The organism is Nocardia sp. NBC_01327 (assembly GCF_035958815.1).
Taxonomy (GTDB): Bacteria; Actinomycetota; Actinomycetes; order Mycobacteriales; family Mycobacteriaceae; genus Nocardia.
Genome location: NZ_CP108383.1, coordinates 4,335,045 through 4,358,053, shown reverse-complemented (window position 1 = coordinate 4,358,053; position 23,009 = coordinate 4,335,045). Strand labels below are relative to the sequence as shown.

At 66.4% G+C, this 23,009-nt stretch carries 25 protein-coding genes; 8 read left to right on the top strand and 17 right to left on the bottom strand.

What is annotated here, in order from left to right; genetic code table 11:
• Window positions 1-7 precede the first annotated feature (7 nt).
• Together OG326_RS19860 and OG326_RS19855 are read right to left on the bottom strand one after the other, a co-directional pair.
• Window positions 8-259 carry a hypothetical protein gene (locus OG326_RS19860; RefSeq protein ID WP_327146141.1) on the bottom strand — a complete coding sequence of 84 codons (252 nt, stop codon included), beginning with the start codon at window positions 257-259 and terminating at the stop codon, window positions 8-10.
• A gap of 9 nt (window positions 260-268) precedes the next feature.
• Entirely contained in the window at window positions 269-1,600 is a 1,332-nt protein-coding gene (locus OG326_RS19855) for a S8 family peptidase (protein WP_327146140.1), read from the bottom strand.
• A 165-nt stretch (window positions 1,601-1,765) separates the two neighbouring features.
• Between OG326_RS19855 and OG326_RS19850 the strand changes: the two genes are divergently transcribed.
• A complete protein-coding gene (locus OG326_RS19850; RefSeq protein WP_327146139.1) occupies window positions 1,766-2,107 on the top strand; it encodes a type II toxin-antitoxin system VapC family toxin in 342 nt (113 codons plus the stop codon).
• Between the two features lie 21 nt (window positions 2,108-2,128).
• Here OG326_RS19850 and OG326_RS19845 read toward each other — a convergent pair whose 3' ends face one another.
• Together OG326_RS19845 and OG326_RS19840 are read right to left on the bottom strand one after the other, a co-directional pair.
• Entirely contained in the window at window positions 2,129-2,569 is a 441-nt protein-coding gene (locus OG326_RS19845; protein WP_327146138.1) for a Clp protease N-terminal domain-containing protein, read from the bottom strand.
• A gap of 6 nt (window positions 2,570-2,575) precedes the next feature.
• Entirely contained in the window at window positions 2,576-2,938 is a 363-nt protein-coding gene (locus OG326_RS19840; RefSeq protein ID WP_327146137.1) for a VOC family protein, read from the bottom strand.
• A gap of 16 nt (window positions 2,939-2,954) precedes the next feature.
• Between OG326_RS19840 and OG326_RS19835 the strand changes: the two genes are divergently transcribed.
• Both OG326_RS19835 and OG326_RS19830 read left to right on the top strand, forming a co-directional pair.
• Complete coding sequence (locus OG326_RS19835) at window positions 2,955-3,284, top strand: VOC family protein (protein ID WP_327146531.1); 330 nt, start codon at window positions 2,955-2,957, stop codon at window positions 3,282-3,284.
• Between the two features lie 158 nt (window positions 3,285-3,442).
• Complete coding sequence (locus OG326_RS19830; protein WP_327146136.1) at window positions 3,443-4,441, top strand: sigma-70 family RNA polymerase sigma factor; 999 nt, start codon at window positions 3,443-3,445, stop codon at window positions 4,439-4,441.
• A 72-nt stretch (window positions 4,442-4,513) separates the two neighbouring features.
• On the opposite strand, the gene OG326_RS19825 is transcribed toward OG326_RS19830, so the two are convergent.
• The 4 genes from OG326_RS19825 to OG326_RS19810 all read right to left on the bottom strand — a co-directional run bounded on the left by OG326_RS19825 (window position 4,514) and on the right by OG326_RS19810 (window position 10,644).
• Entirely contained in the window at window positions 4,514-5,506 is a 993-nt protein-coding gene (locus OG326_RS19825; RefSeq protein ID WP_327146135.1) for a zinc-binding dehydrogenase, read from the bottom strand.
• Window positions 5,507-6,137: 631 nt separating this feature from the next.
• Window positions 6,138-9,296, bottom strand: a complete 3,159-nt coding sequence (locus OG326_RS19820; protein ID WP_327146134.1) for a cytochrome P450 — start codon at window positions 9,294-9,296, stop codon at window positions 6,138-6,140.
• Complete coding sequence (locus tag OG326_RS19815) at window positions 9,293-9,916, bottom strand: DUF3159 domain-containing protein (RefSeq protein WP_327146133.1); 624 nt, start codon at window positions 9,914-9,916, stop codon at window positions 9,293-9,295. The genes OG326_RS19820 and OG326_RS19815 overlap by 4 nt, the downstream gene beginning before the upstream one ends.
• A 104-nt stretch (window positions 9,917-10,020) precedes the next feature.
• Complete coding sequence (locus OG326_RS19810) at window positions 10,021-10,644, bottom strand: phosphoribosylanthranilate isomerase (protein WP_327146132.1); 624 nt, start codon at window positions 10,642-10,644, stop codon at window positions 10,021-10,023.
• A 79-nt stretch (window positions 10,645-10,723) separates the two neighbouring features.
• Here OG326_RS19810 and OG326_RS19805 point away from each other — a divergent pair, with 79 nt between their 5' ends.
• The 3 genes from OG326_RS19805 (at window position 10,724) to bla (ending at window position 14,039) form a co-directional block, all read left to right on the top strand.
• Window positions 10,724-11,323, top strand: a complete 600-nt coding sequence (locus OG326_RS19805) for a TetR/AcrR family transcriptional regulator (protein ID WP_327146131.1) — start codon at window positions 10,724-10,726, stop codon at window positions 11,321-11,323.
• Window positions 11,320-13,008 carry an FUSC family protein gene (locus OG326_RS19800; RefSeq protein WP_327146130.1) on the top strand — a complete coding sequence of 563 codons (1,689 nt, stop codon included), beginning with the start codon at window positions 11,320-11,322 and terminating at the stop codon, window positions 13,006-13,008. Before OG326_RS19805 ends, OG326_RS19800 begins: the two co-directional genes overlap by 4 nt.
• An 83-nt stretch (window positions 13,009-13,091) precedes the next feature.
• Window positions 13,092-14,039 (top strand): class A beta-lactamase, encoded by a 948-nt coding sequence (bla, locus tag OG326_RS19795; protein ID WP_327146129.1) that lies wholly within the window; start codon window positions 13,092-13,094, stop codon window positions 14,037-14,039.
• 9 nt (window positions 14,040-14,048) lie between these two features.
• Here the strand turns inward: bla and OG326_RS19790 are convergent, their stop codons facing one another.
• The 4 genes from OG326_RS19790 to OG326_RS19775 are packed head-to-tail and all read right to left on the bottom strand — an operon-like array spanning window position 14,049 to window position 16,203.
• A complete protein-coding gene (locus OG326_RS19790; RefSeq protein WP_327146128.1) occupies window positions 14,049-14,360 on the bottom strand; it encodes a DUF3349 domain-containing protein in 312 nt (103 codons plus the stop codon).
• A gap of 26 nt (window positions 14,361-14,386) precedes the next feature.
• Window positions 14,387-14,698, bottom strand: a complete 312-nt coding sequence (locus OG326_RS19785) for a DUF3349 domain-containing protein (RefSeq protein WP_327146127.1) — start codon at window positions 14,696-14,698, stop codon at window positions 14,387-14,389.
• A 4-nt stretch (window positions 14,699-14,702) separates the two neighbouring features.
• Window positions 14,703-14,999, bottom strand: a complete 297-nt coding sequence (locus tag OG326_RS19780) for a hypothetical protein (protein ID WP_327146126.1) — start codon at window positions 14,997-14,999, stop codon at window positions 14,703-14,705.
• 13 nt (window positions 15,000-15,012) lie between these two features.
• Window positions 15,013-16,203, bottom strand: coding sequence for an inorganic phosphate transporter (locus tag OG326_RS19775; RefSeq protein ID WP_327146125.1), 1,191 nt, complete (start codon window positions 16,201-16,203; stop codon window positions 15,013-15,015).
• A 114-nt stretch (window positions 16,204-16,317) separates the two neighbouring features.
• Between OG326_RS19775 and tmpA the strand changes: the two genes are divergently transcribed.
• Window positions 16,318-17,448: a 2-trimethylaminoethylphosphonate dioxygenase gene (tmpA, locus tag OG326_RS19770; RefSeq protein WP_327146124.1), complete on the top strand. Its 1,131-nt coding sequence runs from the start codon at window positions 16,318-16,320 to the stop codon at window positions 17,446-17,448.
• Window positions 17,445-18,014, top strand: coding sequence for an HD domain-containing protein (locus tag OG326_RS19765; protein WP_327146123.1), 570 nt, complete (start codon window positions 17,445-17,447; stop codon window positions 18,012-18,014). Before tmpA ends, OG326_RS19765 begins: the two co-directional genes overlap by 4 nt.
• On the opposite strand, the gene OG326_RS19760 is transcribed toward OG326_RS19765, so the two are convergent.
• Genes OG326_RS19760 through OG326_RS19740 form a run of 5 tightly spaced genes read right to left on the bottom strand, consistent with a single transcriptional unit; the run spans window position 17,992 to window position 22,579 of the window.
• Window positions 17,992-18,756 carry a GntR family transcriptional regulator gene (locus OG326_RS19760; protein ID WP_327146122.1) on the bottom strand — a complete coding sequence of 255 codons (765 nt, stop codon included), beginning with the start codon at window positions 18,754-18,756 and terminating at the stop codon, window positions 17,992-17,994. The two genes, OG326_RS19765 and OG326_RS19760, sit on opposite strands and share 23 nt — an antisense overlap.
• A 13-nt stretch (window positions 18,757-18,769) precedes the next feature.
• Complete coding sequence (locus tag OG326_RS19755) at window positions 18,770-19,840, bottom strand: ABC transporter ATP-binding protein (RefSeq protein ID WP_327146121.1); 1,071 nt, start codon at window positions 19,838-19,840, stop codon at window positions 18,770-18,772.
• Window positions 19,837-20,724 (bottom strand): ABC transporter permease, encoded by an 888-nt coding sequence (locus OG326_RS19750; protein WP_327146120.1) that lies wholly within the window; start codon window positions 20,722-20,724, stop codon window positions 19,837-19,839. The genes OG326_RS19755 and OG326_RS19750 overlap by 4 nt, the downstream gene beginning before the upstream one ends.
• Window positions 20,712-21,587 (bottom strand): ABC transporter permease, encoded by an 876-nt coding sequence (locus OG326_RS19745; protein WP_327146119.1) that lies wholly within the window; start codon window positions 21,585-21,587, stop codon window positions 20,712-20,714. Before OG326_RS19745 ends, OG326_RS19750 begins: the two co-directional genes overlap by 13 nt.
• Entirely contained in the window at window positions 21,584-22,579 is a 996-nt protein-coding gene (locus OG326_RS19740) for an ABC transporter substrate-binding protein (RefSeq protein ID WP_327146118.1), read from the bottom strand. The genes OG326_RS19745 and OG326_RS19740 overlap by 4 nt, the downstream gene beginning before the upstream one ends.
• Window positions 22,580-23,009 lie beyond the last annotated feature (430 nt).

The following is a 23,009-nucleotide window of genomic DNA, read 5'->3' as shown; positions in this document are numbered from 1 at the left end:
TGTGTTCTCACTCAGGAGATTCGGGGCCCTCGCGGCTGGGTTCGATGCGGGGGTCGGCGAAGATGCCGACGCCCGCATCGTCGGCGGTCGCCAGGCGGGATGCGGCGGAATCGGTGACGCGCAGGGCGTACAGGCCCTGCGCGGGGTCGAGTGGGACCAGACCGTAGCCGGCGTCGACATCGCTCACGGCGAGCCCGAGCGTGCGCAATGCGAGCTCGAGGGTCGCGTCCTGGGCGAGCCGAACGGTCAGCAGCAGCATGATTTCACGCTACGCGTGCGGGACGGTGCGCTGCAGCTGCGTGAGCAGGGCGGCGGTATCGATGACGCCGAATCCGTAGTCGTTGTCGAAGCCCGGGGTTCCGCGATCGGTGGCGGTGCTGCGCAGTAGGGCCCGCAGCTGGGCGGGCGGCAGTGCGGTAGCGGACCATTCGGTGCGAATGGCGGCGACCACGCCCGCGGTGACCGGGCAGGCGGCGGAGGTGCCGGTATCGGGCTCGCCTGCGCCGAAGGCCGTCGACCCGAGAAAGTGCGTGTAGGAGCAGATATCGGGCTTCTGCGCGCTCAGGCGACCCGGGCCCTGCGAGGAGTAGCCGACCCGGGTGCCCGTGTCATCGACGCCGCCGATGCTCAGCACGCTCGGATGCGAATTCGCGCCGCCGATCGGCTGACTCGGGTACGCACAGCGGGCATCCGGGCAGTCCCGGCCGCAATTTCCGGCGGCAAAGATAATGTCCGCCCCGGCGGCTTCGAGTGATCCGACGATGACATTGAACGGATGCGAGGGATTGTCGGAGTAGTTACCGGTGTTGCCCACCGGGAAATCCCACTGCGGTGAGAACGACCCCCAGCTGTTGCTGACCACCAGTGCCCGTGTGGATTCCGGCTGATTGCTCAGCACGGTGCGCAGCTGCGCGTAGGCCGCGACGGCATCGGACAGGAGTCCGTCCATGACCGTGCTGCCGTGCCGGGTGCTCTGCATGACCGGAATATCGAGCAGAGTCGCCTGCGGTGCGGCGATGAGCACATCGAACGCGCACATCGAGCCGTGCGCCACGGGGAACTCCCCCGCCGTACCGGTCACTCCCGAGGGATTCCAGCTGCGGGTCTTGTCGATGATCGGCGGTGTGCCGCGAACCTTTCCGACAAAGGCGGCATTGATACCGGTATCGACAATGGCCAGCGCCACGGACGCACCGTTGAGCCCGGCGGCGGTGAGCTGATCGACATGCAGCCGCGATTCGATATCGTGCCAGTCCCCGACCGCCGGATCGCCGCCACAGGTGAGGCAGGTCTCGATCACCGGATCCGCGAATACCCCTGTGATCGTGGGCGATTGGCTCAGCACCCGAATGCCCGAGGCCACGTCGTCATCCGGAATCTCGCCGCGCACCAGCACTTGGGCATGCTCGGGCGCCGAGGAGTAGGCCAGCCGATCCGCACCGCCGGGCACCGGTCCCGGCACCACGATCGGCGCAAACGAATCATCGAGCACAAGCCCGCCCGATTCGCCCAAAATATCGGAAGAGCGAACCGTGACCCCGGGATCTGCCACTGCCGCAACCAGTTCGGCCGCCGGGCGAAGCTGAATCAGAAGACGCATACCCGCCATCCTGCCGCCATTCGCCCCACACCGCTCGCGGGTCAGAAACTTCGCACCCTATCCTGGGTGCGATCGAAGGCGGAACCTCGCGGTAGGACAGGAGCGGGCGTGGTGACCAGATTCGTTGTCGATTGCAGCGCTGTTGTGCATCTGGCTCGCACACAGATGAAGATCTCCGACGCGCACCAGCTTCTCGCCCCGACTCTGCTGCGTTCACAGACCCTCTCAGCCCTGCACGAAGCGGTTGGGCGAGACGAGATAGCCCATGATGCAGCCCAGGAGTGTCTGGCCCACATCGGCCGGATGCCCATTCGCCTTCTCGGCGACGCCAAACTCCGGCAGCGCGCATGGAACCTGGCCGACCAGCTCGGATGGGCCTCAACCTACAACGCCGAATACCTCGCCCTCACCCAACTCCAGGCAGACAAACTGATCACCCTGGATCCCGAATTCGCCCACAGCGCCGACGGCATCGTCACACTCGGTTCGATCGACGAACTGCGCTGAGGAGTGAATCCGTTCTCGGAATCAGTCTGCGTCGCGCAGGATTTGGTCGACTCGGAGGCGGAATTCGGTGACCGACAGGTGTGGTTCGACCGCGGCGCGGACGCGGTCGTTGGCGGCGGTGCCGAGCACTCCCAGGAGTAGGTGTTCTGGAACGATGTGAGTGTGCGTCAGCGAGAGGGCTGCGCGCTGCGCTTGTCGCAGTGCGTGTTTGGCGTCGTCGTCGAACGGGAGGATCCCGGCGGGGGTTCCGGGGTTCGGATCGATCGGCGTGATGTCCAGTCGGGCGCGGTCTACCCGCAGGCCGATGGACCTGATGAGTTCGGACAGTGCCGGTGTCTTTTGCGCGCTCAGAATGCCGAGCAGCAGATGCTCGGGACGGAGGTGATCGTCACCCAGCGCTTCGGCTTCTTTCGTCGCCAGCAGGATGACCCGTTTGGCATTGTCGTCGAGTAATTCGAACATCAGGATTCACTCACCGCCACCGGACATCACCGTGAGGCAGAAGGGGTGACCCGATGGGTCCAGCAGGACTCGCCATCGGTCCGGGGAGGGTTGGAAGGCGGGCTTGACCGCACCGACGGTGATGGCCGCCCGCTCGGCGGAGTCGAGGTCAGTCACGAAGAGGTCCAGGTGCATTTGTTTGGGGACCTGGTTGCCGGGCCAGTCCGGTGGTTGATGGTCGGCTACGTGTCGAGGATCTCGGCTGTCGAGCGAAATCGCTCCGAATCGCGCGATGGCGGTCATAGCTCTCCCATGCTCATCACTCGTTCGATGAGTTTCGGCTGTAGCAGTCGTCCAAGTTTCGAGACTATCGACAGAAGTGGGCGACATGGACCTGTACAGCATTATGTGCGTGAGGGATCGGGCCGAGGCGGTGCGGTGGTATGAGGTGTTCTTCGGGCGCACGGCGGATGTGGTCATCGGTGAGGAGTATCTGTGGCAGGTGGGTGGGAATGCGTGGATCGTCATCGATGATCGGGAGGTGCGGGCCGCGCGGGTGGGCGGAACGATGGTCACCCTGGGGGTGACCGATCTGGACGAGATTCTTGGTCGGCTTGCGGCGCACGGGATCGAGCATGAACCGGTGGAGACGTACGGTAGCGGCCTGCGACATGTCGAGGTGCTCGATCCGAGCCGCAATAGTCTGTCCCTCGCGGAGTCTCCGAAGGTGCCCTGACCTGGGATTCGATTCCTTTTATGAGGCGCTCCGGTCGTAATGGCGAACGGTTCCGACCCGTGGGACCGGCCACGACGAAGGAGTGCGCGCATGGCGGGCAGGCAGTCAGCAGCGAATGTGTACCGGCCGGGAGGCCTGCGGCAGTTTAGGCTCGGCGCATGACGTCGCATCTGCGGCCGGCGGCGAACCAGGACCGGTTCGCGGCGGAGACCGAGCGATTCCGCCGCGAATTGCTGGCGCACTGCTATCGGATGGTCGGCTCGGCGCATGATGCCGAGGATCTGGTGCAGGAGACCTACCTGCGGGCATGGCGGTCCTATGCCGGATTCGAGGGCCGTTCGTCGATGCGGTCCTGGCTCTACCGAATCGCCACCAATGTCTGCCTCACCGCTTTGCAATCGCGGCGGATTCGGGTGCTCCCCTCCGGCCTGGCGGGCCCCTACGAGGGACCCGATCGCGCGCCGAGTCCCGTTGCGCCAGGCGAGGTCTCATGGCTGGAACCGCTGCCGGACGGCTGGATCCTCCCGGCCGACGACGATCCGGCGGTGGTGGTCGTCGGGCGCGAATCGGTGCGGCTGGCGCTCATCGCAAGCCTGCAGCACCTCCCCGCCCGCCAGCGCGCCATCCTTATTCTGCGCGAGGTGCTGGCATTCTCCGCGGCCGAGACCGCAGAGATCCTCGAAACCACCACTGCCGCAGTCAAAAGCGGCCTGCAGCGCGCCCGCGCCCGGCTGGACGAACTCGGACCCCAGCCGGCGGAACTGCTCGAACCGGCCGATCCGCGGGCGCGGGCACTGCTGGACGGCTACATCGCCGCCTTCGAACAGTCCGATGCCGTCCTGCTGGAGCAGGTGCTGCGCGCGGACGCCACGTTGGAGGCGACACCGTTCCGCGACTGGCAGGCCGGGCGGACGATGTGCATCCACGTGCTCGACGAGTACGTACTGGGCGACCCCGGTGACTGGCGGATGCTCCCGACCAGCGCCAATGGCCAGCCCGCCGCCGTTGTCTACCACCGTGACCCGGACGGCCGACTCCAGGCATACGGCGTGGTGGTGCTCGAAACCACCGCCACCGGCGTGACCCGTGCGGTCGCGTTCCACCATCCCGAACTGATCACCACGACATTCGGTTTCCCGGATACGCTCGCAGATTGACCGCGAGCGTATCCGCCATCGCACCGCAGCAGTATCGGCCAGCGCGCCGCGACACCCGGCCCGATGACCACCTCAGGGCACCAGTGCGAGTTTGCCCACGGTCGCACGGCTTTCCAGCTCCACGAGAACTTTGGGGCCGTCGGCCAATTCGTACGAGGTCGGCTCTCCCGGAGCGAGGACGCCACCGGCGATGAGCCCGAACAGCTCGCCCATGAGTTCACCGAAGATCTGCGGTGCGGACTGGATCAGCACGCCGATATTGAGGCCGATGACGTGGACCTGGTGCTGATACACCAGGTCCCAGTTGGTGATCGAGGCCTCGCCGCCCGCCAGCCCGAAGACGATGACCCGTCCGGTGACGCGCTTGGCGGCCGCCAGGCTCGCGCCGAAGGTGGCGCCGCCCGCCGACTCCAGCACCAGATCGGCTCCCGCGCCGCCGGTCAGCCGCAGTACCTCGGCGGCGATATCGGCGCTGCGGGAGTCCAGGATGTGGTCGGCGCCCAAGGCCCGCACGGTGTCGTGCTTGCTCGGCGCGGCGGTGGCGATGACTGTCGCACCATAGTGTTTGGCCATTTTCACTGCGGCCTGGCCGGTGCCACCCGCCGCGGCATGGATCAGCACGGTCTGCCCGGCGGCGATCTGACCGAGGGGTCTGAGTGCGGCGAGCGCGGTCGGCACATTCACGACGAGACCCAGCGCCTGCGAGGCAGTCCAGCCCGGGGGCACCGGTGCCGCACCGGCCGCGGGCAGGACCATGTACTCGGCGAAAGCGCCGTATCCGACACCGATTACGGTGGACCCGAGTTCCTGACCGGTCACTGCCGCGCCCACGGCGGCGATCTCCCCCGCAGCCTCGAATCCCGCCAGATACGGCGGCTGCGGGCCGCCCGCAGAGGTCCCCCGGGTCTGCGAGATATCGCGAAAGTTGATACCGGCGGCGGTGACTCGCAGCAGGATCTCCTCCCGGCCGGGGACCGGTACCGGTGCATCGGTGATCAGTCGCATGTCCTGCGGACCGTTCAGGGACATCTGCTGCAGGGCGCGCATGGTGGTGGGAAGCGTCAAGGCACTCAGCTCTCTAGTCGACTGGTGAGACGAGGCGGGCCTGCGCCGCACCTCCACCATGTAGACCACTGCCATCACACAAAGGAATCGCCGCCCCGGAACAACAATTCGGCCGGTCCGGAAACTGGTTCCGGACCGGCCGAGTCCTGGGTGTTCGTATTCCGGCACCCTGGGCGCCTTGTCAGGGCTGCCGCCCAGGACTCCTCGTAGCGGCGACTGTCAGCCGAACGAACCGGTCCAGAGCGTACCGAGGATCCCTCCCAGTGCCGCGCTTCCGGTGTTCAGCAGACCTCCGAGAGCAGCGCTGCCGGTGTTGATAATAACGGGAATCATTCGATCGCCTCTCAATAGTGGAATACACTGCCAGCCATTACATTTCGCTGCTGACACAGCCCACTCTGCCTACCGCAGCTGAGAGATCACTTAACACGTCCTGTGAATTCACCTGTATAGAAATCGAATTCGTCATTCATATAAGACATTTGTGATCCACAACCCTGAATTCTCACCGACTTTTCCATACGAATATCCCTCTCGAGAGGGATGCGAAATCATCCGAAGGGGTGACGACGAAAATCCCGCCTGCGATATTCACAGGCGGGACAGGGCCTTTCGACTATTCCGTTCGACCTCAGCTCGCGTAGACGTCCTCGACGTAGCGACCCTCTTGTCCGAGGTCACCGAGCCACTGCCGCGCTCGGTCGGCATCGGCTCCGGTGTTGTCGCGGTAGATCCGCATCAGGGTCTCGCGGACGCCGGGAGCGAGACGCCGCGCGTCACCGCAGACGTAAACCTGTGCACCCGCCTGCAACTGGGCCCAGATGTGGTCGGCGTCCTGCATCAGGCGGTCCTGGGCGTAGCGGACGTTCTCCGCGGGCTGTTGGCTGAACGCGGCCCGCACACGCACCGCACCCGCGGTTTCGGCAGCTGCCAGCGCAGCGCGATATAGATAGTCCAGATCAGGGTGGTCGCAGCCGAAATACAGTGTGGCCTGAGCTAATTCCGCGCCTTGGCGAATGGCGTGGACCCGGTCGGCAATAACGCCGTGGAAGGGCGCCAGCCCACTCCCGGCCGCGATCAATACCGTGGGCACCGCACTGACCGGATCGACCCGGAAGACCTCACGGCAGGGCTGCACCCGTGCCCAGATCCGATCACCGGGCACGAGGTCGGCGAGGTACCCGGATCCGGTGCCGCGCTCGCCCACGCCGGATTCGACCACCGCGACAAGCAAGTCGACGGCAGCCGGACTCACCGCCGGACTCGAGGAGATCGAATAGGTCCGGGGGCGCAGCGGTGGCAGCAGATCGAGCAGGGTCGCGAGATCGATGCGCCCGGTGAGCGCCGGATACCGCTCCACCAGCTCGATCAGGGTGGGCCGGGTGAGCTCGGGCGCGGATCCGGCGAGATCGGCCAGCGCCCGAGCCTCCGGCGGGCAGGGGTTGAGCTCGGCCAGCCGGCGGACAATCGCGTCCGAGACCGGGCTACGCAGATCGACGGTGTGCCGCAGCAGATCCTCCACGCTGATCGGCACACCGGCCGGAATACGGGACTCACCGGCCGTACGCGCCGGCTCGACGAGAACCAGCTGCTCACCATCGAGCGCGCACGCGGCGAGCGCACCCTTGACGTGCCGATCGGGATTGGGTGCGAGCACAACAAGCTGATCACTGGTGCGGTACCGGCCTCCGGCGGGCAGCCCGAGTCGGAGTATTCGCTTGGTGCGCCCCGGCCGACCCTGATCGGTGAGCGGCTCATTGGCTGCCACGGTGAATTCCGAGAATCCTGCGGTCAAGGCCGTAGCGGCATCGGTACCAGCGACTTTCACGATCCGATGACCCGAAGGGACCGCGCCGACCGGGCCGTCGACCGGCTCACCGAATTCGCTGAGCAGGGTGCCGAGCACCTCCTCGATCCACGGATCCGCGGCGACGGCCAGCCCCACGGCGGCATCCGCGATACCGCGCGGCACCAGCCGCTGCGCCCCGCCCGCCGCGAGCCGCTCATCGATGAAGGCCGGCACGCGCTGGTACGTGGCACTCCAATTGCGGTCGCCCACACCGAGAACACCGAACCGCACACCGTCGAACTCACCGTCCCGCGCATGCTCGAGCCGATCGACGAACCGCGACGCATCGTCGGTGCACCGGCCGTTGTAGGACGCGGCGAGCAGCAGCACCGGATGATCGGTCGGCAGCGCATCGACCGCATCGTCGAGACTGCCCCGGTGCACCGCGAATCCCGCCTCGCCGGCGCGCGCGGCGAGATTATCGGCCCACCGCTCGGTCACACCGAGATTCGAACCGTGCAGGACGGTCAACGGTGTTCCGTTGGCACGCAGCGCTTTCGGACTCTCGACGGTAATCGCGGCGGCGACCTCCGCGACCGCCCGCTCACCCGGGGTGCGGCGACGCAGCCGCAGCGTGAACCCGCGCGGCTTCACCGTCAGCGTCTGCGCGACCTGCAGCCGGTAATTGCTGTGATCGTCGAGGGCGTAGCGGTGCAGCAGCAGTCCGAGCACCAGCGTGGCCTCGTGCACCGCGAAACGGCTTCCGATGCAGGCGCGTTCGCCGGTCCCGAACGGCTTGTAGGCATGCACCGGGCGCGCTGCGGTGCGTTCGGGGGTGAAGCGATCGGGATCGAAGGCATCGACATTCTCACCCCAGCACGGATCGCGATGCAGCGCGGGCAGCACCACCAGCACCTGCTGACCCGCGGGAACCGGGTAGCGTCCGGCCAGCACCGAATCGGCCGCACCGACCCGGTTGAATCCGGGAGCCGTCGGCCACAGCCGCAGCGATTCGTCCAGACACTGTCGTACATAACGCAATCCGCGGACATCCTCGGCGGTAGGCCGCGGATTGTCATCCGCACCCCACAGCGCATCCACCTCGGCGGTGGCCCGCGCCAGTGCGACCGGATTCTTGACGAGCTCGTACAGCGCGAAAGACAGTGCACCCGAGGTGGTCTCATGCCCCGCCACCAGGAAGGTGACGATCTGATCGCGAATATTGGTGTCGTCGAGCCCGGCGCCGGACCGCGGATCGACCGCATTGAGCATCAGACCCAGCAGGTCATCGGCCGAGGTGTCGCCCCGCTCCCGGCGGGCCCGCAGCACATCGTCGATGGTGGACAGCATGACCGAGGTCTGCTCCCGCTGCGCGGCATCCTGCCGCCGGAACAGCCGATCACTGCCCGGCGGTCGCCGCAGCCGTTGCTGCGTGCTCGTCAGCACCTCACGCAGCGCCTCGACGAACGGATGCGCGGTCGCCCGGCCGAACGACCCGAAGTCGTAGCCGAATCCGGCCAGTCCGATGGTGTCCAAGGTCAATCCGGTCAGGTCCCCGACAACATCGACGGGAGCACGGTCGGCCGCGGCATCCCACTTGCTCATCAGCGCGTCCGCGACCCGGAGCATGACCGGGTGATAGCTGTCGATCTCGTCCATCGCGAAGCTGGGCATCAAGATGTTGTGGGCCTTCGCCCAATTCGGATCCTCATTGTCGGCGGTGAACAAACCCCCGCCGATATTGCCGCGCAGCAGTTTCAGCGCGGGCCCGACAAATTTGACGAACCGCGAGTCGTCGCACAGATCACCGACCACATCGACCCGCCCGGCCAGCAGCACCTGCCGCCCGAATCGGTTGGCGGAGATCAGACTGCCGAGTTCGCCGAACGCCGAGGGCAATTCGAATGCCGTGCGCTGACCCGCGAAGCCGCCGATATCGCCGAACACCGGCAGCCGAGCCCGGCCGAGAGTCGGAATCTCGGTACTGGACTGCGTTTTCATCGAACTTCCTCTCGGTAGTAAAGGGCGGGAGCCGGTGCGGCGGGCCGCGTGAGCAGACGCCACGACAGCACCGCCAGGGCAAAGAGCAGGGGCAACCCGAGCACGAAGTGCGCAATGCCTAGCGCGACAACCTGATTCACGAGATACAGCGGCAGGCCGACCGCCAGGTGCAGCGCCCACAGTCCGAGCCAGTAGCCGGTCAGCCGCTGGTGGAGGTCCGAATCCTCGGGCAGACCGGCACGCCGCGCGATGCGCACGGTAATGGGGCGGCCTCGAACCAGCGAGCCCGCGAAGACGACAAGAAGCGCGGTATTGACCACCAACCAGGACAGGAAGAAGTTGCGCCCCTCCCCCGTGCCCACCACCAAGGCGGCCTGCAACAGCACCGCACCGAAGGACATCGCGATCAGGCGCAACGGCTCGCTGCGCAACACCCGCACCAGCACCAGCACCGAGGCCACGACAAGCGCGCCGGCCACACCTGCCAGCGGTCCCGCGATGACATATCCGAGCAGGAAGGCGCTATTGGGCACCAGCGCATCGATCACATGCCTGCGATCGAATTGCCGCAGCGGGCGAGCGAGCGGTTGCTGCCGGGTTACTTCCTGAGCAGGCTCCATACCGCCACGCTAGCCAGCACAACCGCCCGGAACATCGCTCGAGCGGGTGATCTCAGGTCCCCCGCGCGAGGGATGAGCACGGCCCGCCGACTCCCCGCCGAGACTCACTTCCCGGCGGTCACCGGCCCGCCGTCGCGGGCCGCGGTGATGAATGCGCGGATCAGGTCCGGCGACTTCACACCGCGCGCGCTCTCGACCCCACTGGAGACGTCGACGCCCCACGCGCCCGTCAACTCGAGAGCCGCACCGACATTGACCGGGGTCAGGCCCCCTGCCAGTAGCCACTGTCCCGCCGGGGCGGAGAACTGCGCCGAGCCCCAATTCCACGGTGTGCCCGAGCCCGGATCGGGAGCATCGAGCAGAAGCAGATCCTCGCCGTACTCTCCGCACTTCTCGACATGCTGGGAGGTGGCCCGCAGCAATGTCTTTCCCTCACCTCGCAGCGCTTCGAAGTACTCCGGCCCCTCCTCGCCGTGCAATTGCGCTGCGCGCACACCGCTTTCCCGCACGAATCGCCGAATCTCCTCCACGGACTGACCGCGAAAGACGCCGACGGTGAGCACATTCGCCGGTACTCGCCCGGCCAGCCGCCGCGCGGTGGCGGCGTCGATCGTGCGCGGACTCCCCGGCGCGAAGACGAACCCCACCGCGTCGGCCCCGGCCGCCACGGCCGCGTCGACGTCCGTTTCGGTCTTCAAACCGCAGATCTTGATGAAGGGGGTAGTCACACGGCCAGTTAACCAGCCCGTACCCGGGAGTGAATCAACCCACATAGACTATTTTTAAACACCCGTTTAGATTGTCAGGATGGCGACCGCGGAGCAACACACGACCAAACGCAAGCGGACGCACGATCCGGAGGGCCGCCGCCGCAGCGTCTTGGATTCCGCGCGCAGGCTTTTCACCGAGCGCGGCTTCGACCAGACCTCGATTCGCGCCATCGCCGCCGACGCCGATGTCAATCCGGCACTGGTGATCACCTATTTCGGCAGCAAAGAGGCCCTGTTCCGGGAGATCGTCAGCGATCTCCGGCTGCGCGACGACGTTCTGCCCGGGGAGCTCGACGGCCTGGGCGCCCGCCTGGCGCGGCGCTATGTCGAACGGTGGGAGCACATGAGCGCCGACGATCCCTGGCAGGCGCTATTGCGCTCGGCCATGACGCATGCGCCGAGCGAGCAGATCATGCGATCGGTTCTCGATGTGCAGCTGGCCACCCCGCTGCGGGCCATTTTCGGCGATGACGGCACCGGCCCGTCCCGCAATGCGCTGGTGCGCTGCCTGCTCATCGGAACGATCATGGAGCGCTACGTCTTCCGCTTCGAGCCGGCCTGCTCACTGCCTGCCGCGCAGTTCGAGGAAGTCCTGGGCAATACGCTGCAATTCGTGATCACCGGCGCGATTCGATGACCCACGCGATCACCACCGAATTCCCGCCCGCCCCGGCACATCCGCCGCTGTTGCGCGCGCTCGTGGCGCACCGGCCCGGCCCCTGGGCATGGGAGGCCGCCGTACTGGCGCTCTTCGCCACCGTGGTGCCGTTTCTCACGGTGAACGCCCTTGCCGGCCGGGCCGCCGGATTGCTCGCGGTCGCAGGCGGATTCGCCGTCGTCTACGGCATCGGCGAGCACGGCGCCCGCCGGCTGCGCATCAGCGCCGCGGCCGGTCTCGCCATCATCGTGGGTGTCACCGTGTTCTCCGCGGTCGCGGGATCGCCCTGGGTCGCGGCGGTTCTCATTGCCATCGTCGCCGGACTCGCCACCTTCGTCATCGATGTGGCCCGCGCCGGGCAACCCGGCATGATCTTGATCCTGATCGCGTCGAGCATCGCGCTGGCATTGCCCGTCGAACCGGATCAGGTCGGCCGGCGCGCGCTGTGGACGGCCGCCGGTGCGGGCTTCGCGATCGCCATGACCGCACTCGCAGCTGTGGCATACCCGGCCCGCCCGTACCGTGCGGCGATCTCCCATGCCTACCTTCAGCTTTCGCGCTTCGCCGGGGCGCTGGGCACCCCCGGAGAGGATGCGGCGCGGCACGCGGCCGCGGTGGCCGTCCAGACGGCACTGTCGCTCCCCGCTCGCGATCACCACCGGGTCACGCGGCTCAATCACCTTGCGGAGCAGGCAGATCTGATCCTCGACGAATTGATCGCCGATCGTACGGCACTGATCGACGACGGCGGCAACAACTCTCGTCGCGACATTCTCGCCGCCCTCGCCGGCGGGAAGAGGGTTCGGACATCCGCCGCGAGGGCGGGAGATCGGCCCGTCGATGCGACGATCGCCGCTGCCACGAGAACCGCTCACGGCGAGATGACGCCCGGCGGCCGACTGCACCGGAGACAATCACGCACCACCCTGCTGCGAGATATCCACCGCCACCTGATCGATCGGCACTCGATCGCCCGGGTGCACGCCGAACGCATGGCGGTGCCCACCGCGCTGGCCGCGGCCCTGGCCCTGGGCGCCCATATGCCGCACTGGTATTGGGTACCCGTCTCCACCGCGGCGGTCCTGCAGGGCGCGCACACCACCATGATCTTCCACCGCGCCCTGCAGCGCGCCGCGGGCACACTGCTCGGCATCGCCGTCACCGCCGCGGTGCTCTGGATCGCCCCGAATGTCGCCGGGATACTCGCGGTCATCGCCGTCTGCATGTTCGTGGCGCAGCTGTTCTTCCCGCGAAACTACGGCGTCGCAGTAGCTTTCGTCACTCCGCTGGCACTGCTGATGCCCGAACTCGCGCACCCCGGCGTCGCGGCCCAGTCGATGGGCCCGCGCGCCTGGGAAACAGCTCTGGGTGCCACCATCGCACTGGCCGCCGCCTACCTGTTCCGGCGGCCCGTCACCATCACCCACCTGACCGAGGCATTGCGCAACGCGGCCACCGCCGCGGCCGAACTGCGGGCCGCCGCCGGAGCGCCACCGCAGGCATTGCGCGCCAGGGCAACTCACCACGCACTCGACGCGTGGCAGACCTTCGATGCTCTCAATGCCGATGGCCTCACCCGCGGCGGGGCGCACGCCCTCTGGCCCGATGTGGTCGCCACGCACCGCGAGGTATTCCAGGCCCGCGCCCACCGGAAGCGGCACTGACGCTGCGCCGATATCGGATCGGATATCGGTGCATATCGGCGTGGTCTTGGACAGCCGTACCGGTTCCGTGTTGTCGTGTCACCATGACTCAGAGCAGGATGCGGCTCACCCCGGCCCGCCGGATATTCGCCGCGATGATGACTTTGACGCTGCCCGCGATCGCCGCCTGCGGGAACACGTCGGACACCGCAAACACCACGGCGCCCGCAGCCACCAGCACCGCCGCTGCCGTCAACGCCGACGCGCAATTGAGCGCCGTCGAACAGCGCGGTCAGGCCCGGCTCGGGGTGTTCGCCCTCGACACCGCATCGGGAAAGACGGTCGGCTACCGCCAGGACGAGCGATTCCCCATGGCCTCGACGTTCAAGACCCTCGCCTGCGGCGCCCTGCTGCACGCCCACCCGCTCGACACCGGCTACTTCGACCAGATCATCCATTTCACCGATGCGGACGTCACCGCGGCCGATGGCGCACCGGTCACCGGCAGCCGGGTCGCCAGCGGCATGTCGATACTCGAACTCTGCGATGCGGCAATCACTTACAGCGATAATGTGGCGGGCAACGAGGTACTGAAACTGCTCGGCGGACCCCAGGCCGTCACCCAGTTCGTCCGGACCCTCGGCGATCAGGTCAGCCGGCTCGACCGCTGGGAACCGGTGCTCAACGACTCGATTCCGGGCAATGAGCAGGACACCACGACACCGGCCGCGATCGCCCACGACTACCAGGCCCTCACCACCGGCGACGCTCTGCAGGCCCCGGAGCGCAAGCAGCTGACGGACTGGCTGCTCGCCAACACCACCGGTGGCCAGCGGATTCGCGCGGGCCTGCCGGGCGATTGGCGCACCGCCGACAAAACCGGCACCGGCTCCGCCTACGGGACGGCCAATGACGTGGCCGTCACCTGGCCGGCGGGCAGCACCGCACCCATCGTTATCGCGGTGCTGTCCACCCACCCCGCCAAAGACGCCCAGGCGGACAACACCTTGATCGCCGAGGCGACCAGGAATGCCATAGCGGCAGTGCGCTGATCCCGCCTGTCACTGGTCGATGTCGTTCCAATCGTCCTCGATGGGCCAGCCCGAGGCCACCAGGTGCGCGCGCACGCGGGCCAGGTCGGATTCGGTCGGCAGCTCATCGGTCAGTTTGGTGATGACCACCCCGACGTCCGCCTTATCGGCCGGAATCGTGCCCTGCTGGACGAGTGCGGCAGCCACCTGCCGCACCTCGTCCTCGGGCAGTCGCTTCGCCAGCAGCGAAAGCAACGGGATGTAATCGGTATCCGGGACACCCTGCGGATATCCGGCACGCAGCCAGGCGACGATGCGGGACAGCAGTGCAGATAACGCCATAGGACTTCCAGCCTCCGCGGTAGGTATCAGTCCTCGGATGGACGGGCCAGCGGCCAACCGGCGGCAGCGAGCCGTGCGGCGACCCGGTTCACATCCTCGTCGCCGGGCTTTTCCAGGGCAAGCCCGGTGATCGCGGCTTCGATGCGATCGCGATCGATGCGGCCGCCGGTGTTCTCGGCCACCAGTTCTTCGACGACCTGATTGATCTCGGATTCGGTGAGTCTGCGGTGCAGTACCGCGAACAGGGCCACGTAGTCCTCGGGCGGAACGCCGTCCGGGTATCCCGCACGCAACCAGCGCAGTACCGCACCGAGAATTGACGTATTCGAAATTGTCATGGATTCACTTCTTGGGAGGTTTGGCGCCGAACAGCTGGACGTCGAACGAGTGGCTGATGAAATCCTTTGCGATGTACAGGATTCCGGCCCCGATCGCCAGCACGACGATCGCGAAGCAGAGGTAGGCCACCGCGAGTGCGGCCGGATTGCGGGCGCCGGTGGGCGCACCGTCCGCCGCGACGGTCTCCATCGACCAGAACCGGATGCCGATGGTGAAGATCAGCGGCAGCCCGGCCCCGAGCAGCAGGGCGATCAGTGTCACTTCACCGAGTGACTTGGCGATGGCATTGAACGTATGCATGGACCGTCTCTCCTCAGACCGTCGCGCCGGCGGCGACCTTGACGTCCGACGGAGGCGTGAGGCCGCCGTCCCATTCGTCGTTGACATTGCTGGTGTCCACCGGATTGCGCCGGGAACGCAGGTAGATGAAGGCCGACAGGCCGATCAGCAGGGCGAAGTCGACCAGCACACCGCCGAGTCCGCCGAACAGATCCGCGATCCCCCAGCACAGCGCGCCGACCAGGCCCGCCAGCGGCAGCGTGAACAACCAGGCGGTCGCCATCCGGCCCAGCACGCCCCAGCGCACCTCCGCGCCCGGCTTGCCGAGCCCGGTGCCCAGGATCGATCCGGTCGCGACCTGCGTGGTCGAGAGCGGAAGGCCGAACTGCGCCGAGGTGAGAATGATTGCGGCAGAGGAGGCTTCGGCCGCGAAGCCCTGCGGCGGATCGATTTCCACGAGCCCCTTGCCGAGCGTGCGGATAATGCGCCAGCCACCCAGATAGGTGCCCAGGGCAATGGCGGAGGCACAGGCGAACTTCACCCAGAGCGGAATATCGTCGTTATTGCTGAAGGTGCCGTGCGCGACCAGGGCCATGAAGATCACGCCCATCGTCTTCTGCGCGTCATTGGTGCCGTGTGCGAGTGAAACCAGTGCGGCGGAACCGATCTGGCCCCAGCGGAAGCCGTCGTCGACCCGCTTCTTCGCCGAGCGGCGGGTGAGCCGGTAGATCAGGAAGGTGCCCAGTCCCGCGACCAGCGCGGCCACGAACGGCGCCAGCACCGCCGGAACGATGATCTTGCTGATCAATCCGGTCTTCTCGTTACCGGTCCAGATCACGCCGCTGGCGCCCAGCGCGGCCACGGCCGCACCGATCAGACCGCCGAAGAGCGCATGCGAGGAACTCGACGGAATACCGAACAGCCAGGTGAGCAGATTCCACAGAATTCCACCGACCAGGCCGGCGAAAACGATGTGCAGCATTGCCATGTGGTTCACATTGCCGATATTCAGCAGACCACCCGACACAGTTTTGGCGACCTCCACCGAGAGGAAGGCGCCGAGCAAATTGAGGACCGCCGACATGGCGACCGCCACCCGGGGCTTGAGAGCTCCGGTGGCGATCGACGTCGCCATTGCATTGGCAGTGTCATGGAAACCGTTGGTGAAATCGAATCCCAACGCGGTGACGATCACGATCAAAAGAACGATCATTTCTGAACTCACATCGATATTTTCAGCTACGCCCCCGCTCAACTGCTATGGGGAAGGAAGCTGTTCACGCGATATTCAGGACGAGACCACCCAGGCGGCCGGGAAGGCCGTGCCATACTCCTCAACATGTATAGCCAAGTTGAGAACGGGGCGGTGGTCGAGGCCGCCGTCGTGGACGGGGATGTGTGGCTGACGACGGCCGCGCGCACGGTCGAGATTCCGGCAATGTGGTTGCGGGACAACGCCACTGATGCGCTCAGCCGAGACACCTCGAGCGGGCAGCGACTGTTCGATATCGTGGATCTGCCCGCCGATGTACGCGTCGAGGACGCCGGGGTCATCGACGACCGGCTCGAGGTCGTCTTCGCACCGGGCAGCCACCGTACGTCCTTCGCGATCGACACCCTGCTGGGCGATACCGCCCGCATTGAACTCGACCATCGCAGCGAACGGTCGAAGACGCTCTGGCCGCAGGCCGACGCAGCAGCAGACCTCGAGCCGGTCGCCTGGCAGACATACCTGGAGAATCCCGCTCCGGCATTGCGGCAGGTGGTCGAGTGGGGATTCGTGCTGCTACGCGGCGTCCCGGCCGAACTCGGCCAGGTCACACAGGTCGCGGAGACATTCGGGTATGTACGCGAGACGAATTACGGCCGGATCTTCGATGTCCGGGTGGAGCCCAACCCGGTGAACCTGGCATTCACGGGATTGGCCATCACCCCGCACACCGATAACCCGTACCGGGATCCGGTGCCGACGCTGCAGCTGCTGCTGTGCCTGCACAATGCCGCCGAGGGCGGGGATTCGGGTCTTGTCGACGGCTTCGCGGCGGCAGCGGCCCTGCGCGCGCACGATCCCGCCGCCTTCGAGGTGCTCACCCGCACCCCAATCACCTACCGGTACGAGGGCGACGGCACCCGCTTGGCGGCCGTGGCGCCCCTGATCGGTCTCGATGCCGGGCAGCGGATTCGCGAGGTCCGATTCAACAACCGGTCGATGGAGGTGCCGCTCGCCGATCCCGCCCGCGTGCGCGCCTTCTACGCCGCGTACCGCACCTTCGCTGAACTGCTGTACGCACCGGCGGCCCGGCTGAACTTCCGGCTCGGCACCGGCGACTGCCTGATCTTCGACAACACCCGGACCCTGCACGCCCGCACGGCTTTCGCGGCCGCCGGCGGCCGCCATCTACAGGGCGCCTATGCCGATCTGGACGGGCTCTCGAGCACCCTGCGGACGTTGGAGGAGCGCACGCGATGACACATGCCTACGAGATCCTGGCCGGCCTGTTCGAGGGCGAGGGCGCGAAAGACTACCTCGGCGAACAGGTTTCGATGGCGGCACATATGTTGCAGACCGCGCGGGTGGCCCGAGAATCGGGTGCTCCCACGGCATTGGTCGTCGCCGCCGTGGTGCACGACGTCGGGCATTTCTCCGGTGCGATGAGCGGCCGGGAACTCATGCGGGGCACCGACAATCACCATGACACGATTGCCGCCGAATGGCTTTCGCAGTGGTTCGACGCCGCGGTCACCGAGCCGGTCCGCCTGCACGTGGCCGCCAAACGGTATCTGTGCGCCACGGATTCGACCTATTACGAACGGCTTTCGGAGGCATCGAAATTCACCATGGCCGTGCAGGGCGGGACCATGAGCCCCGAGGAGGTCGCGGCCTTCGCCGCCGAACCGCACCGCGACGCCGCGACGGCACTGCGCAGATTCGACGATGCCGGTAAGGATCCGCATGCGCCGGAGCTGACACTCGCCGATTTCCGCGCCGATATCGAGGCGATGGATCGCACGGTCAGTTCGACAGCCTCGATCTGACCCGGCTGACCGCACCCGCGGCCACCGAATTGCGTACGACGAAGGCGACCGCCGACCCGAGGTAGGTGTCGAAAGAACACTCGAGCACCTCGCCCGCCGGGTCGGTGGTCCGGCGCATGGTGCGCAGAAGCGGTGTGCCGATATGGATTCCGAGCAGCTCCGCAGTGCGCGCGGTGGCGCCGATCGCCTCGATCGAATGCTCGGCGTCCACGAACACGATGCCGTAGTCCTCCAGATTGTCGGTGATCGACTCGGCCTCCAGATCCATGGCCAGAATCGGCGCGGCGAGCCGTTCGGGGTAGTAGGTGCTCTCCAGCATGATCGCCGCCCCGCTCAGCAACCGGACCCGCTCGACGTGAAAAGCCTTCTCCCCCTGTGTCAGACCCAATTTCTCCCGGACCTCCGGGGAGGGTGTGACGATATCGGTGCCGACGGTGCGGCTGCTCGGCGTCTCGCCGATACTGCGCGCCCAGCGGGAGAAGCTGAGCAGTTCGGTCATCGGTTGTGCGCGCGGGCCGCGCAGCACCTGCCGCCGCGCGCCCTGTCGCGACGAGACGATGCCCGAGGCGCGCAGATAGGCGAAGGTCTGCCGGATGGTGCCGCGCGAGACGCCGTAGCGCTCGCTCAGATGGTGCTCCGAGGGCAGTGACTCACCGTCGGCGAACTCACCGTTCTCGATCGCCTCGCGCAATTGCTCGGCGATCTCCCGATAGCGCGGCACCTTCGGCTGTCCAGTGGTCACACGCCAACTCTATTCACTGCGGATCCGCCGCCAGCAGCACCGGCCGGTCGAGCAGCGATACCGTGACCCGGGTACCCGGAGACAGGTCGCCCGCGCGATGGCTGGCGATATCGGCGAGCAATCGCGTCCCGTCGGCCCGGGTCAGGCGCAGCCGGGTGGTCGCGCCATAGAAGGTCCCGGCCTCCACAATCGTTGTGCCCTCGGCAGATTCGTGCACCAGCACCGCCTCCGGGCGGGCGAGCACCGTCACCTCGCCGGTGCACGTCGCCTCACCATCGCACAGCAGCACCTGCTCCCCCACTCGCACATGGGTGGCATCGACCGCGGTCGCCGGAATGCGATTCATGGTGCCGACGAATTCGGCCACGAACGGTGTCGCGGGCCGCTGGTACACCTGATCGGGACTGGCGCACTGCTCCATCCGGCCATTGCGCATGACCGCGACCCGGTCCGCGATCGCCAGCGCCTCCTCCTGGTCGTGGGTCACGAAGACCGTGGTCACGCCCAATTCCCGTTGAATACGGCGGATCTCCTCCCGCAATTGCTGGCGAACCTTCGCATCCAGCGCCGACAGCGGCTCGTCGAGCAGCAGTACCCGCGGGGCGATGGCCAGCGCACGCGCCAGGGCGACGCGCTGCTGCTGCCCGCCCGAGAGCTGATGCGGGAATTTCGCCACGTGATCGGCGAGCCCGACCATATCGAGCAGCTCCTGCGCCCGCTCCCGCCGCCGCTTGGCAGGCCGCCCACGCAGATTGAGCCCGAAGGCGACATTGTCTAGCGCCGACATGGTCGGGAACAGGCTGTAGGACTGGAAGACCATGCCCATATCGCGCTTGTTCGCCGGAATAGCGGACGCATCGCGACCGTCGACGCGAATCTCCCCCGAGGTCGGGTGATCGAATCCGGCGAGAATGCGCAGCGCCGTGGTCTTCCCGCATCCGGACGGGCCGAGCAGCGCGACGAATTCCCCGGGTGCGATATCCAGATTCAGCCCGTCGAGGGCTCGCACCGAACCGTACCGGCGGTGCACGTCGACGAAAGCGACTGCGGTGCTGTTGATCTCGGGAACTGACTGGGCGGTCATCGGGGGGCCTTTCGTGATCGACCTGCGATCGAGACGACAACGAGCAGTAGCAGCCAGGTGAGTACCAGGCTCAGAATCGACAGCGCCACCTGCAATTGGCCATCGGAATTGGCCGATTGCGCGAGCCACACCGGGAAGGTGCGGAAGATGAGAATCTTCGCAATGGTGTACTCGCCCATGACCAGTGCGAAGGTCAGGAAGGCCGCGTTCAGCAGTGAGGTGCGCAGTGCGGGCAGCACCACCCGCCACATGACGATCGTCCATCCGGCGCCGAGATTCTGCGCGGCTTCGACCAGGACGCCGATGCGCGAACCCCGAATTCCGGCATCGAGCGCACGAAAGGTGAACGGCAGCGCGATGACCACGTACTCGAGCGCCAGGATCAACGACAGCGGCTGCTGCTGCAATGCCGTGAACACCTGGGACACTTCGACATAGTCGCTGTTATTGCCCCACGACAGCACGCTGCGCACACCCACGACCAGGGCGACCGGCGGAATCACCAACGGCAGTAGGGACAACAGCTCGACCAGCGGCCGTGCGGCGGGTAAACGCAAGTGCACCAGCAGCATTGTCGGCACCATGAGCACCAGTGTGATGACCACCGCGATCAGGCCGAGCACCAGCGAGGTGCCCAGAGTGCCGGAAAGCCCGTTCGCGGAGAGGATTCGCGTATAAACGCGAAAACTCACCCCGTTCTTGTCATTGATGGTGAACCAGAACGCCACCGCGAACGGCCCGATGAAGTAGATCGCGGCGAGGCCGAGCACAATCCAGCGCCAATACGCCGTGGGCGGTGCGATCCGGCGGGTCGATCGCCGTGCCGGATTCGGCTGCACCGCCGGGCCGCCCACCACGGCCGCGGGATCGGTCACTGTAGCCATCGCGAGGTCCTGTTCTGCATGTACTGGTAGAGCAGGGTGAGCGGCACCACGACCACGATCATGTTCAGAGCCATGGCCGCGCCCAGATTCTCCTGTCCGACAAGCACATTGCCGGATACGGCGCTCTCGATCTGCAGCGGCGTGATCGAGAGCGTGCCATTGGTGAGCGCATCGGCGGTGGCGAACGAGGAGAAGGAGGTGCAGAACAGCAGCGCGACACTGCCGAGGAAATGCGGCAGCAGCACGGGTCCGGCGACATAGCGCCAGTACTGCCAGCCCCGCGCACCGAGGCTCTCGGCCGCCTCACGCCATTCCGGGCGCAATCCCTCGAGTGCCGGTGTGATCACCAGAACCATCAGCGGCACCAGGAAATACAGATAGACGAACTGCACACCCGCCTGGGAGTACAAATCCAGATGCAGGTCATCGCGCAGGGAGACGCCCAGATGATCCTGGAGGAGTTTCGTCAGCACACCGGCATTGCCGATCGCCGCGACGAACAGGAATGCCAGCGGCAGCCCGCCGAAATTGGCGAGCACGGCCGCACTGGTGGACACCACCCGCTGCAGCATCTGCCCGCGTCCGCTCGTAACCGCGTACGCCAGAATCACACCCAGCACCGCGGCGATGATCGCGACCACCAGCGACAGCACCACACTGTTTTTCAGCCCGGTGAGATACGCGCCCTTCAGCGCCGCCGTGACATTCGCGGTCCCGAAGGACGAATTCGCATCGTCACCGACCTGGAAGGCCGAATACACGATCACGCCGGTGGGCAGCAGGAAGAACACACCGACGTAGCCGAGGAACGGAACGAGCCCGAGCCAGCCGAGGGCCCGGGCCGAACGAACCGATGTTCTCATTTGACGGTGTTCGCCCAGTTCTGGGTGAGCGTGTCCTTGGCCTTCGCGGCCTGATCGTCCGTCGGGTAGACGGCCTTGTCGCTGGCGGCCGGCAGCACCTTGGTCAGCGCCGGATCGACCGTGCCGGCCTTCTGCATGGCGGGCAGTCGCACCGGGCGCGCGAAACCCTTGAGCAGACCGTTCTGACCCTCATCGCTGTAGAGGTACTCCTGCCACAGCCGCGCGGCGGCCGGATGCGGTGCGGTCTTGCTGATCGCCTGTGCGTAGTATCCGCCGATGGAGGCATCAGTGGACACCGCGACGGTCCACTTCACGTTCGTATTGCCCAGTGTCTGAGCGATTCCGGCGTTCAGGTAGTCCCAGTCGATAATGATCGGCGTCTCGCCGGACTGCACGGTGGCCGCCGTAGCCTTGACCGGAACGAAGTTCCCCTCGGACTTGAGCTTGCCGAAGAAGTCGATACCGGGCTGGATATTGTCGGCGGACCCGCCGGTCGCCAGGGCCGCGGTCCACACCGCCATCAGCGCGGAGTTGCTCTTGAGCGGGTCGCCGCTGAGCGCGACCTGTCCCTTGTACGCGGGCTTGGCCAGGTCGGCGATGGTCGTCGGGCAGACGGCGACCTTCGCGGCATCACAGCCGATGGAGATGTAGCCGCCGTAATCGCCGTACCACGTGCCGGCCGAATCCTTCTGGGAGTCCGGGATATCGGCCCAGGTGCTGACCTTGTACGGCGCGTACAGCCCGTCCTTGGCGCCGCTGATGGCGAAGGAGGTGCCGACATCGACCGCATCGGGCGCGCGATCCTGGCCCTTCAGCGATTTGATCGCATTGATCTCATCGGCACTGGCGGCGCCGGGATTATCGTCATTGACCTTGATGCCGTACTTGGCGCCGAAATTGTCCATCAGCGCGCCGTAACCGGCCCAATCACGGGGCAGCGCCATGAGATTCAGCGTGCCCTCCTTCTTGGCCGCGGCCACGAGCGCGTCCATTCCTCCGAGATCCGCAGCCGAAGTCGCCGTCGCGGCCCCACCCGCCGACGTGTCCGACTTCTTCGTGCAGGCGCCCACGCCGAGGACCAAAGCCCCTGCGACAAGACAGATTCCAACATTGCGAGCAGTTGCGATACGCACTAGTGAACTCCTGGATCCGGCATTCCATCAGAGGCCGGGAAACGAAACGCCCGGCAGCAGAACACACACTCGGCCCAAAAGTTGTATAGCCAAGATATCGCACCCATACGGAAGGTGAACAGGCAATGCCATGTGCGATCCACTCCCCGTTCACCTGTCCGGCCATGCCCGTGCGCGGCCCCGGCGGATTCGAACCCGAGATTGCCCCGAAACGCCCGGGCAGACACGAATTGTGTTGCCTCCATGCGTTGTTCACCACCAACCGCAGGTAGGCACTTCGACCCCACTG